This window comes from Pseudomonas sp. GM80 (assembly GCF_000282515.1).
In the GTDB taxonomy this organism is placed as follows: Bacteria; Pseudomonadota; Gammaproteobacteria; order Pseudomonadales; family Pseudomonadaceae; genus Aquipseudomonas.
The window spans coordinates 83,294-95,593 of sequence record NZ_AKJD01000042.1 but is presented as its reverse complement, the minus strand read 5'-3'; the positions used below and the strand labels follow the sequence as shown (position 1 = coordinate 95,593).

Below are 12,300 nucleotides of genomic sequence, written 5' to 3'. Positions count from 1 at the left end.
TTTCAGCCATAGAGTGTTCACACGGCCTGCTGATACTTGGCCCCGACTTAACACACCCTATCTGCTAGGAGTAAGGCATGAAACTGAAGCGTTTGATGGCGGCAATGACTTTTGTCGCTGCTGGCGTTGCGACTGCCAACGCGTTCGCCGCTGTTGACCCTGCTATCCCGAGCTACACCAAGACCACTGGTGTGTCGGGCAACCTGTCCAGCGTCGGCTCCGATACCCTGGCCAACCTCATGACCCTCTGGGCTGAGAACTACAAAAAAGAATACCCGAACGTAAACATCCAGATTCAGGCCGCTGGCTCCGCCACTGCGCCACCTGCGCTGACTGAAGGCACCTCCAACCTGGGCCCGATGAGCCGCAAGATGAAGGACACCGAACTGGCTGCCTTCGAGCAGAAGTACGGTTACAAGCCAACCGCTATCCCGGTGGCTGTGGATGCCCTGGCTGTCTTCGTACACAAGGACAACCCGATCCAGCACCTGACCATGGAACAGGTTGACGCAATCTTCTCGTCGACCCGTCTGTGCGGCGCCAAAGCCGACGTGAAAACCTGGGGCGACCTGGGTGTGACCGGCGACCTGGCCAACAAGCCAGTGCAACTGTTCGGTCGTAACTCGGTATCGGGCACTTACGGCTACTTCAAAGAAGAAGCCCTATGCAAAGGCGACTACAAACCAAACGTCAACGAACAACCAGGTTCGGCGTCGGTAGTGCAGTCGATCAGCTCCTCGCTGAACGGCATCGGTTACTCGGGCATCGGTTACAAGACCGCTAGCGTGAAAACCGTGGCTCTGGCCAAGAAGGGCGGTACTGACTTCATCGAAGACACCGAAGAAAACGCCCTGAACGGCAAATACCCGCTGTCGCGTTTCCTCTACGTGTACGTCAACAAAGCCCCGAACAAGCCTCTGGCACCGCTGGAAGCCGAGTTCGTGAAACTGGTGCTGTCGAAACAGGGCCAGGAAGTTGTGGTGAAAGACGGCTACATCCCGCTGCCAGCCAAGGTTGCTGCGAAAGCACTGGCTGACCTCGGTCTGCAAGAAGGCGGCGCTGAAGTCGCAAAGAAGTAACCCCGTAGATCCGGGCTAACCCCCGGATCTGCCGGAACCCCTGTAGGAGCTGTCGAGGGAAACGAGGCTGCGATCTTTTGATCTGGCCTCTGACTGCAAGATCAAAAGATCGCAGCCTCGGTTCCCTCGTCAGCGCCTACACAGGTTTCAAACGGTTCCGTACAGGTTCCACGGACACCGCGAACCTTCGAATTCTTTGATCCTCCTCCAGTACCCGCTGGCGGTGGATTTGGTGCGTCACTGCATTGTCATCTTTCTGTCATACAGGATCGCTAGGGTGTGCGCATGAATGATCTGGCCAATTCCCCAATGACTACGACTTCCCCTCCCAAGCGCATTGATTTCAATACGCCTGAGCTGCAACGCAAGCGCCGCATTCGCGCGCTCAAGGATCGCTTCACCCGCTGGTACGTCCTCGTTGGCGGCCTGGCGGTGCTGGCAGCCATCACCCTGATCTTCTTCTTTCTCGCCTACGTGGTTGCGCCGCTGTTCCAGGGTGCCGACCTGACCGCGAAAGACTCGATCACCCCAGCCTGGATGCAGGACGCTGGCAAGCCGCTGATGATTTCGCTCGAAGAGCAGAATCAGGTGGCCATGCGCGTGTCGGACAAAGGCCAGGCGCTGTTCTTCGATATCGACAGTGGCGCTGAACTGAAGCGCGTCGATCTGCCGGTGCCGGCCGGTGCCACCGTGACCTCCATTGGTGAAGACCAGCCGGGGCAACCGCTGGTGGCCGTGGGCCTGTCCAACGGTCAGGCACTGGTGTTCCGTCACACCTACAAAGTCAGCTACCCCGATGGCAAGAAAACCATCACCCCGGCGATTGAATACCCGTACGGCGAGACGCCGATAGCGCTGAACGAAGCCGGCGGTGCGCTTGAGCATGTCAGCCTGAATGCCACCGACACCACCCTGATATTGGTCGGCTCGACCGGTTCGCAACTCAACGTCCTGTCGCTGTCCAGCGAAGAAAACATGATGACCGGCGAAGTCACCAACGAGCAGAAGCGTATCGATCTGCCGCAGATGACCGAGCCGGTGAAAAACATCTTCGTCGACCCGCGCCAGCAATGGCTGTACGTGGTCAACGGTCGTGCCCAGGCCGATGTCTTCAGCCTGCGCGACAAGAGCCTCAACGGTCGCTACAAACTGCTGGAAAACGCTGACGCCGAAGTCACCGCAACCACGCAACTGGTCGGTGGCATCTCGCTGATCGTCGGTGATTCCAAGGGCGGTCTGGCCCAGTGGTTCATGGCCCGCGACACCGACGGCGAGCTGCGCCTGAAGCAGATCCGCACCTTCCAGATGGGCACCACGCCGATCGTTGAAATCACCGCTGAAGAACGTCGCAAAGGCTTCCTCGCGCTGGATGCCAGCGGCAAGCTCGGCGTGTTCCACAGCACCGCGCACCGCACGCTGCTGGTTGATCAAGTGGTCGATGGCCAAGGTGTATTCGGTCTGTCGCCGCGCGCCAACCGCGTGATCGTCGAAGCCGGCGGCAAGCTGCAACCGTTGCTGCTCGACAACCCGCACCCGGAAGTGTCGTGGAGCGCGTTGTGGAGCAAGGTCTGGTACGAGAACTACGACGAGCCTAAATACGTCTGGCAATCGACCGCGGCCAACACCGATTTCGAACCGAAACTGAGCCTGTCGCCACTGACCTTCGGCACGCTGAAAGCCGCGTTCTACGCGATGCTGCTGGCCGCGCCGCTGGCGGTTGCCGCTGCAATCTACACCGCGTACTTCATGGCCCCGGGCATGCGCCGCAAGGTCAAACCGGTGATCGAGCTGATGGAAGCGATGCCGACGGTGATCCTCGGTTTCTTCGCCGGCCTGTTCCTCGCGCCGTACGTCGAAGGGCACCTCCCCGGCATCTTCAGCCTGCTGATGCTGTTGCCGATCGGCATTCTGGTCGCCGGTTTCACCTTCAGCCGCTTGCCTGAATCGATCCGCCTGAAAGTCCCGGATGGCTGGGAAAGTGCGCTGCTGATTCCAGTGATTCTGTTTGTGGGTTGGCTGTCGCTGTACATGAGCCCGTTCATGGAGAACTGGTTCTTCGGCGGTGACATGCGCATGTGGATCTCCCACGACCTCGGCATCACCTACGACCAGCGCAACGCTCTGGTGGTCGGTCTGGCCATGGGTTTCGCGGTGATCCCGAACATCTACTCGATTGCTGAAGACGCCGTGTTCAGCGTGCCGCGCGGCCTGACCCTCGGCTCGCTGGCCCTCGGTGCCACGCCGTGGCAGACCATGACCCGCGTGGTGATCCTGACTGCCAGCCCGGGCATCTTCTCGGCGCTGATGATCGGCATGGGTCGCGCGGTCGGCGAAACCATGATCGTGTTGATGGCCACCGGCAACACCCCGGTCATGGAAATGAACCTGTTCGAAGGCCTGCGCACCCTGGCCGCCAACGTTGCGGTGGAAATGCCCGAGTCGGAAGTCGGCGGCAGCCACTACCGCGTGCTGTTCCTCTCGGCGCTGGTGCTGCTGTTGTTCACCTTCGTCATGAACACCCTGGCAGAACTGATTCGTCAGCGTCTGCGCAAGAAATACTCGTCGCTTTAAGCAAAGGTAGAAGTCTGTGAAACAGAACTCCCTGAAAGGATGGTTCAAGAGCGGCGCCCCGGGCGTCTGGATCAGCGGTGGCGCGGTGTCCATCGCGGTCATCATGACCATTGGCCTGCTGGCAGTGATCGCAGTACGCGGTCTGGGTCACTTCTGGCCGGCGGATTTGATCCACGCCAACTACGACGTCCCGGGCCAGGCCAATCACCTGGTCGTCGGTGAAGTGGTACAGAAAGAAGAAGTGCCCCGCGCACGTCTGAAGAGCGCCGGTTTGCCGGTGCCTGACGTCGGCCCGGAATTCATGACCCGCGAGCTGATCAAGGTCGGCAACCGTGATTTGAACGGCAACGACTTCACCTGGATCGTCGGCGAGTGGCTGACCAACCAGACCACGCCGCCGGAGTTGATGGCGATCGAACGTCGCGAGTGGGGCAATTTCTACGGCTACCTGGTCAACGTCAAACAGGACGGCAAGGTCATCGCCGAGGGCGAAGCTGCCTGGCCTGAGCTGCAAGCGCGGATCAACCGTGTGAACGGTCTGGCGGCACAGCTGAAGTCGTTGGAAAAAACCGACATCGGTGCGATCAACGCAGGGCTGGAACGCATCCGTCTGCACAGTCGCAAACTGGAACTGGAAGGCAAGCTCGACGCCACCGCGCAAGCGGACATGGAATCCGAGCGCGCCGAGCTGAACGCGCGTTATCAGGACATCGAAGCACGTCTGGCCGATCTGCATGCGCAGTTCAACCGCGATGCCCTGACCGCTCGCGATGCCAACGGCAAAGAGATCGAAATCGGTCTGGGCAAAGTGGTTCACGCCTACCAGCCGAACGCTATGAGCACCTTCACCAAGGTTGGTTTCTACTTCAGCAAGATCTGGGAATTCCTTTCGGATGACCCGCGTGAAGCGAACACCGAAGGCGGGATTTTCCCGGCGATCTTCGGCACCGTGATGATGACGTTGATCATGGCGATGATCGTCACCCCGTTCGGCGTGCTGGCAGCGGTGTACCTGCGTGAATACGCCAAACAGAACACCCTGACGCGGATCATCCGTATCGCGGTGAACAACCTCGCCGGCGTTCCGGCGATCGTTTACGGCGTGTTCGGTCTGGGCTTCTTCGTTTACGTGCTCGGTGGTTCGGTCGACCGTTTGTTCTTCCCGGAAGCACTGCCGGCACCGACCTTCGGTACACCGGGTTTGCTCTGGGCCTCGTTGACCCTGGCGCTGCTGGCGGTGCCGGTGGTGATCGTGGCGACGGAAGAAGGTCTGGCGCGTATTCCGCGTACCGTGCGTGAAGGCTCGTTGGCCCTCGGCGCGACCAAGGCTGAGACCTTGTGGAAGATCGTCATCCCGATGGCCAGCCCGGCGATGATGACCGGCATGATCCTCGCCGTGGCTCGCGCCGCCGGTGAAGTGGCGCCGCTGATGCTGGTGGGTGTGGTGAAACTGGCGCCGTCGCTGCCGGTGGACGGCAACTACCCGTACCTGCACCTCGATCAGAAGATTATGCACCTGGGCTTCCACATTTATGACGTCGGCTTCCAGAGCCCGAACGTCGAAGCGGCCCGCCCGCTGGTGTACGCCACGGCGCTGTTGCTGGTACTGGTGATCGCCACGTTGAACCTGTCGGCGGTGTATATCCGCAACCACCTGCGCGAAAAATACAAAGCTTTGGACAGTTAACACAAATCCTGTGGGAGCTGGCTTGCCAGCGATGCAGGCGACTCGGTCAGCCAGTAACACCGCGGTGATGCCATCGCTGGCAAGCCAGCTCCCACAAGGATTGGCGCAAGCCACAGATTTTCTGTAACCCATTGGCAAGGCCAGTGGTTCAACGAACCGAATTTGTTAGCACAGGGAGCCTCCCATGCAGCACGAAGCACATACCCACGGCATCAACATGTCCGCCCTGGGTCGCGACAAGCAGAGCCTGAACCTCGAACAGGAAACCGTGGCCATCGAAGTACCCGGCCTGAGCCTGTACTACGGCGACAAACAAGCGCTGTTCGACGTCAGCATGAACATTCCGAAACAGCGCGTGACCGCGTTCATCGGCCCGTCCGGCTGCGGTAAATCGACGCTGCTGCGCACTTTCAACCGCATGAATGATCTGGTTGACGGCTGCCGCGTAGAAGGCGCGATCAACCTGTACGGCAACAACATCTATCGCAAGGGCGAAGACGTTGCCGAACTGCGTCGCCGCGTCGGCATGGTGTTCCAGAAGCCCAACCCGTTCCCGAAAACCATCTACGAAAACGTCGTGTACGGCCTGCGCATTCAGGGCATCAACAAGAAGCGCATCCTCGACGAAGCGGTCGAGTGGGCATTGAAAGGCGCGGCACTGTGGGACGAAGTCAAAGACCGTCTGCACGAATCGGCACTCGGCCTGTCCGGTGGTCAGCAACAACGTCTGGTGATCGCCCGTACCATCGCGGTTGAGCCGGAAGTGCTGTTGCTCGACGAACCGTGCTCGGCCCTCGACCCAATCTCGACGCTGAAAGTCGAAGAGCTGATCTACGAGCTGAAATCCAAGTTCACCATCGTCATCGTTACGCACAACATGCAACAGGCTGCGCGGGTTTCGGACTACACGGCGTTCATGTACATGGGCAAACTGGTGGAATTCGGCGACACCGACACCCTGTTCACCAATCCGGCGAAGAAGCAGACCGAAGACTACATCACCGGTCGTTATGGCTGACAGTTGCGGGTTATTCACAGAATTGACGCTGCGGCCCACCGCACCTTACCGGACGCTCCAAGGACGCCAACATGATTAGTAAAGAAGGCCTTACCCATCACATCTCCGCGCAGTTCAACGCTGAGCTTGAGGAAGTGCGCAGCCACCTCCTGGCCATGGGCGGGCTGGTCGAGAAGCAGGTCAACGACGCGGTGACCGCGCTGATCGAGGCCGACTCCGGTCTGGCTCAGCAGGTGCGCGAGATCGATGACCAGATCAACCAGATGGAACGCAACATCGACGAAGAATGCCTGCGCATTCTCGCCCGTCGTCAGCCGGCGGCGTCCGACTTGCGTCTGATCATCAGCATCTCCAAGTCGGTGATCGACCTGGAGCGCATCGGTGACGAAGCGACCAAGATCGCCCGTCGCGCCATTCAGTTGTGCGAAGAAGGCGAAGCGCCGCGCGGTTACGTCGAGGTTCGTCACATTGGCGACCAGGTGCGCAATATGGTCCGTGATGCGCTGGACGCGTTTGCCCGTTTCGACGCCGATCTGGCGTTGTCGGTGGCGCAGTACGACAAGATCATCGACCGCGAATACAAAACCGCCCTGCGTGAGCTGGCCACCTACATGATGGAAGATCCGCGCTCTATCTCGCGGGTCTTGAGCATCATCTGGGTGCTGCGTTCGCTGGAACGCATCGGCGACCACGCACGCAACATCTCCGAATTGGTCATCTACCTGGTGCGCGGCACTGACGTGCGCCACATGGGCCTCAAGCGCATGAAGGAAGAAGTTGAGGGCACAAGCGGCGAAACCGCTAATGTTCCGGGCGATGCTGACGATAAGTAAGATTGCCTGAGAAAAGCGCCCGGCCCTTTGGCCGGGCGTTTTTGTTTCTGCTTTTCACAAGGCAGATCGAATTAAAAAGCAGCACCCGCGAACGAAAAGTCCCGGCGTGACTGAAGAGTTTTGGCAATGTGCCATCAGCCAGCGTTATGCTTGCCGGGATTTTAATAGGGGTGTTGGATGAGCAAGATCAGTGTGTTGGTCGTGGACGATGCTTCGTTCATTCGTGACCTGGTGAAAAAGTGCCTGCGTAATTACTTCCCGGGGATCCGCACCGAGGACGCCGTCAACGGTAAAAAGGCTCAGGCCATGCTGGCCAAAGAGGCGTTCGACCTGGTCCTGTGCGACTGGGAAATGCCGGAAATGTCCGGTCTTGAACTGCTGACCTGGTGCCGCGAGCAAGACAATCTCAAGACTATGCCGTTCGTCATGGTCACCAGCCGTGGCGACAAGGAAAACGTCGTGCAGGCGATTCAGGCCGGCGTTTCCGGCTACGTCAGCAAGCCGTTCACCAACGAGCAACTGCTGACCAAGGTCAAACAGGCGCTGAACAAGGTCGGCAAGCTCGACACCCTGATGAACAGCGCGCCGACCAAGATGAACTCGGCGTTCGGCAACGATTCGCTGAGCGCGTTGACCGGTGGCAAGCCTGCTGTGGTCGGCGGCGCACCGGCAGCGGCGGTCAACCCGTTCGCCAAACCGGCTGCCGCTGCGCCAGCAGCTGCAGCGCCGTCGCGTGGTTTGCTCAACAGCCCACCGGTGCAGGCCCCCGCAGCGTCGAAAGCGCCGGCCGGTGGTCGTGGTCAGGGTCAATTGCGTCTGCCGAGCGGCACCCAGCAATGCGTCATCAAGGCGTTGAGCATCAAGGAAGCGCTGCTGGTGATCAAACGCACCGACACCCTGCCGCAGATCCTCGACAGCGCCGTGCTCGACCTGGAGCAGGGCGACAACGCTGAAATCGCCCGCCTCAACGGTTACCTGCACGCCATCGTCGCGCATGAGCAGAAAGCCGACAGCGACTGGCTGCAACTGACCTTCCGTTTTGTCGACCAGGATGCGCAGAAGCTCGACTACATCTCCCGCCTGATCGCTCGCGGCACGGCGCAGAAGCACTTCGTTCCCGGCGCGTAATCGGCGTCTGTGAAAAGATCGCAGCCTGCGGCAGCTCCTACATGGGAATGCATTTCCCTGTAGGTGCTGCCGCAGGCTGCGATCTTTTGCTTTGTGCGCTGGGCAAATTGAAACATCTGTCGACTAGCCTGGTCTGTCACAACTGCTAGGCTCACTCCCAGGCCATACTTCGACAGACTCTTGCCCATGCTCGCGCGCCTGCTGTTTCTCTGTGGTCTCTTCATGGCCTCCACCTCGGCTGTGGCCATGACCATTTACAAATCCACCGATGCCAACGGCGTGGTCTCCTACAGTGACCGGCCGAGCAAAGGCGCGCAGGTGTTCGTCTTTCAGGACCGGATGGTCGAGCGCCTGGAACGTCAGGTATACCTCGACATCAAAAAGCAGAAGGGCGCCGACGTAGTCTTCGTGCGCAACGATCTGTACGCGCCGGTCGAGGTGGCGCTGGCGTTTACCGGGATGAGCAACGTGCGTGGTGCACCGGCGCAAACCATCCGCCGGGTGCTGCCGGCGCGCAGCAACACGCGGTTGGCGTTGCTGACGGCGGTGTCCGGCAAACAGCCGCTGGTGTACACGCCGCAATTCCACTATTCCCTCGGTGACCCTGCCGGCACCGCGCAGGGCTATCGCTATCCGCTGCCATGGCGCGGTGGGCCGTTCCGCCTGAGCCAGGGCGCCAACGGCCAATACAGCCACTATGGGCCGAAGAACAAATACGCGATGGACATCGCCATGCCGGTCGGCACGCCGATCATTGCCGCACGGGCAGGGGTGGTGGTGAAAACCGAAAATTCGCAGAGCGGGCGCGGCAATGATGCGTCCGGCAATTTTGTGCGGGTGCTGCACGACGACGGCACGATGGGCGTGTACCTGCACCTCAAGCAAGGTTCGGTGAGCGTGCGCGAAGGGCAGAGGGTGACGGTGGGCAGTCCGTTGGCGCTGTCGGGCAACACCGGCAACAGCAGCGGCCCACACCTGCACTTTGTGGTGCAGCGCAACAGCGGGGCGGGGCTGGTGTCGATTCCCTACCAGTTCAATCAGCCGCTGGGGGCGTTGCCCAACTTTGCGTTGGGCAAACAGTAAAAAGCAAAAGATCGCAGCCTTCGGCAGCTCCTACATGGAAATGCGATCCCTGTAGGAGCTGCCGAAGGCTGCGATCTTTTAACAGGCAATGCGGTCACCCGCATTTCACTCAATCCAGCATCAACACCTTGGCCAGCACAATCTTCGGCCCTTTCATCTTCTTGATGATGATCCGCAGGCCTTCGACTTCCAGCACTTCTTCCTCTTCCGGCACCCGTTTCAGGGTTTCGTAGACCAGCCCGGCGAGGGTTTCCGCTTCGATGTGGTCGAGGTCGATGCCCAGCAGGCGTTCCACCTTGAACAGCGGCGTGTCGCCACGCACCAGCAACTTGCCCGGCTGATACGCGAGGATCCCGCGCTCAGCCTTGCGGTGTTCGTCCTGAATGTCGCCGACCAGTACTTCCAGCACGTCTTCCATGGTCAGGTAGCCGATGATGTTGCCATCAGCTTCCTCGACCACGGCGAAGTGCGAGCCGCCCTTGCGGAACTGCTCCAGCAACTGCGACAGCGGCATATGCCGCGACACGCGTTCCAGCGGACGGGTCAGTTCGGCCAGGTTGAACGACTCGGGAATATGGTCCAGCGCCGCCAGTTCCAGCAGCAGATCCTTGATGTGCAGCAGGCCGACGAACTCTTGGCGCTCACTGTCGTACACCGGATAACGGCTGAACTTGTGGCGACGGAACATCGCGAGGATTTCTTTCAGCGGCGCGTTGAATTCCAGCGTGATCAGGTCTTCGCGGGAGTTGGCCCAGTCGACCACTTCCAGCTCGCCCATTTCCACCGCCGACGCCAGAACACGCATGCCTTGATCGCTCGGGTCCTGGCCACGGCTGGAGTGCAGGATCAATTTCAGTTCTTCGCGGCTGTAATGGTGTTCATGGTGCGGGCCTGGCTCACCTTGACCGGCGATGCGCAGAATCGCGTTGGCGCTGGCGTTGAGCAGGTAGATCGCCGGGTACATCGCCCAGTAGAACAGGTACAGCGGCACCGCCGTCCACAGCGACAGCAGCTCGGGTTTGCGGATCGCCCACGATTTCGGGGCCAGCTCGCCGACCACGATGTGCAGGTACGAAATGATGAAGAACGCGGTGAAGAACGACACGCCTTTGACGATTTCCGGCGACTGCACACCGACCGCGCTCAGCAGCGGCTCGAGAATGTGCGCAAAGGCCGGCTCACCGACCCAGCCCAGGCCAAGGGAGGCGAGGGTAATACCGAGCTGACACGCCGAGAGGTACGCATCGAGCTGACTGTGTACGGTGCGCAGGATGTGCCCGCGCCAGCCGTTTTTGTCGGCGATGGCCTCGACCCGGGTCGAGCGCAGTTTGACCATGGCGAATTCCGCCGCAACGAAAAAACCGTTGAGCAAAACCAGGATCAGAGCAAAAAGGATCATGCCGAAATCGGCGAATATTGTTGCGAGGGACAAGCCAGGGGAAGGGTCCATGATGGAGTTTTGCGGGTTCCGTGTGATTCAAGAGAGGTAAAAGTCGCGCCTGAAAGGCAGGCACAAGTCAGCCAATGTAGCGGCTGACCTGGCGATTGCCTAGTGCGACATTACTCAGCGGCGCTGATCGCCCGTGCGCTGGCCACTTGCGCCGGGGCGAAATGGCAGGTGAAGGTGCTGCCATGACCGGGCACGCTGCTGATCTCCATGCGTGCGCGGTGGCGCAGCAATACGTGTTTGACGATGGCCAGACCCAGCCCGGTGCCGCCGGTGTTGGAGTTGCGGCTGGAGTCGACGCGGTAGAAACGTTCGGTCAGGCGCGGCAGGTGTTTGCTGTCGATGCCGATCCCGGAATCCTGCACGCTGAGGTGTGCGCCCTGATCGTCGCCCCACCAGCGAATGCGGATGTTGCCCTCGGCCGGGGTGTACTTCACGGCGTTGAACACCAGATTGGAGAACGCACTGCGCAACTCCGCTTCGCTGCCCTTGAGCAGCAGGCCGGCGTCGGCTTCGAGGCTGATGCGCTGATTCTTTGAACCGGACAACTGCTGCGCATCACCCTTGATCGATTGCAGCAGGGCGTCGACCTGCACCGGCTGGTTGTCCGACGGGTAATCAGTGGCTTCCAGTTTCGCCAGCAGCAACAAATCGTTGAGCAGCGTCTGCATGCGTCCGCCCTGTTGCTGCATCTGCTGCAGGGCGCGGCTCCAGCGCGGGTTCACTTCCTCGACGTTGTCGAGCAGGGTTTCCAGATAGCCGCAGATCACCGTCAGCGGCGTGCGCAATTCGTGGGAGACGTTGGCGATGAAGTCTTTGCGCATCTGTTCCAGCTGATGGATGCGCGTGACGTCGCGCACCAGCATCAGGTGTTCGTTGTTGCCGTAGCGGGTCAGGTACAGCTGAATGCGTACGCGATCGTTGGTCGGCGAAGGGATTTCCAGCGGCTCGGCGTAGCTGTCCTGCTCGAAGTATTCCTTGAAGCGCGGATGCCGCACCAGGTTGGTCACCGGCTGGCCACTGTCCTGCGGGGTCTTCAGACCGAGCAGGGTTTCGGCGGCGCGGTTCCACCATTCCAGGTTGCCGTCGCTGTCGAGCATGATCACCGCGTCTTTCAGCGCGGCGGTGGACTCCTGCACCCGGTCGATCACCGCTTGCAGACGCCCGCGCACGCGTTGGTCGCGGCGTTGCAGGTGATAGATGCTGTCGAACACTTCGCCCCACAGACCATAGCCATCGGGCGGCGCTTCGTCCGGTTGATGCTGGCGCAGCCACTCGTGCAGCCGCAGCAATTGCTTGAGCGTCCAGCCCAGATAAATGCCCAGACCTGCCGCGAGGCTCCAGCCGTAATAGCCGGTGATCAGGCCGATCACCAGGCAGGCGGTGACCAGCAACAGCATGTGGCGAATCAGGGTGCCATGCCAGTTTTGATTCACGGGGGCGTCCTTAGCCGC

Annotated in this window: 9 protein-coding genes; 7 read left to right on the top strand and 2 right to left on the bottom strand. The window is 60.4% G+C overall.

Annotation, left to right across the window (positions count from 1 at the left end):
* The first annotated feature begins 77 nt into the window (after positions 1–77).
* The 7 genes from PMI37_RS05105 (at position 78) to PMI37_RS05075 (ending at position 9,399) form a co-directional block, all read left to right on the top strand.
* Entirely contained in the window at positions 78–1,079 is a 1,002-nt protein-coding gene (locus PMI37_RS05105) for a phosphate ABC transporter substrate-binding protein PstS (RefSeq protein WP_008078772.1), read from the top strand.
* A 537-nt stretch (positions 1,080–1,616) separates the two neighbouring features.
* Positions 1,617–3,650, top strand: coding sequence for an ABC transporter permease subunit (locus PMI37_RS05100; protein WP_177323298.1), 2,034 nt, complete (start codon positions 1,617–1,619; stop codon positions 3,648–3,650).
* Positions 3,651–3,666: 16 nt separating this feature from the next.
* Positions 3,667–5,337, top strand: coding sequence for a phosphate ABC transporter permease PstA (pstA, locus tag PMI37_RS05095; RefSeq protein WP_008078768.1), 1,671 nt, complete (start codon positions 3,667–3,669; stop codon positions 5,335–5,337).
* Between the two features lie 184 nt (positions 5,338–5,521).
* Positions 5,522–6,355, top strand: coding sequence for a phosphate ABC transporter ATP-binding protein PstB (pstB, locus tag PMI37_RS05090; protein ID WP_008078766.1), 834 nt, complete (start codon positions 5,522–5,524; stop codon positions 6,353–6,355).
* Between the two features lie 71 nt (positions 6,356–6,426).
* Positions 6,427–7,188 carry a phosphate signaling complex protein PhoU gene (gene phoU / locus PMI37_RS05085; RefSeq protein WP_007954334.1) on the top strand — a complete coding sequence of 254 codons (762 nt, stop codon included), beginning with the start codon at positions 6,427–6,429 and terminating at the stop codon, positions 7,186–7,188.
* Positions 7,189–7,365: 177 nt separating this feature from the next.
* On the top strand, positions 7,366–8,316 hold the full coding sequence (locus PMI37_RS05080) for a response regulator (protein ID WP_008078765.1): 951 nt from the start codon (positions 7,366–7,368) through the stop codon (positions 8,314–8,316).
* Positions 8,317–8,502: 186 nt separating this feature from the next.
* Positions 8,503–9,399 carry a peptidoglycan DD-metalloendopeptidase family protein gene (locus PMI37_RS05075; protein ID WP_008078764.1) on the top strand — a complete coding sequence of 299 codons (897 nt, stop codon included), beginning with the start codon at positions 8,503–8,505 and terminating at the stop codon, positions 9,397–9,399.
* A gap of 109 nt (positions 9,400–9,508) precedes the next feature.
* Here the strand turns inward: PMI37_RS05075 and PMI37_RS05070 are convergent, their stop codons facing one another.
* A complete protein-coding gene (locus tag PMI37_RS05070; protein ID WP_008078763.1) occupies positions 9,509–10,849 on the bottom strand; it encodes a hemolysin family protein in 1,341 nt (446 codons plus the stop codon).
* A 110-nt stretch (positions 10,850–10,959) separates the two neighbouring features.
* The gene (gene phoR / locus PMI37_RS05065) at positions 10,960–12,246 is read right to left on the bottom strand and encodes a phosphate regulon sensor histidine kinase PhoR (RefSeq protein WP_238552685.1); all 1,287 of its coding nucleotides are present in this window, start codon (positions 12,244–12,246) and stop codon (positions 10,960–10,962) included.
* Positions 12,247–12,300: the final 54 nt, after the last annotated feature.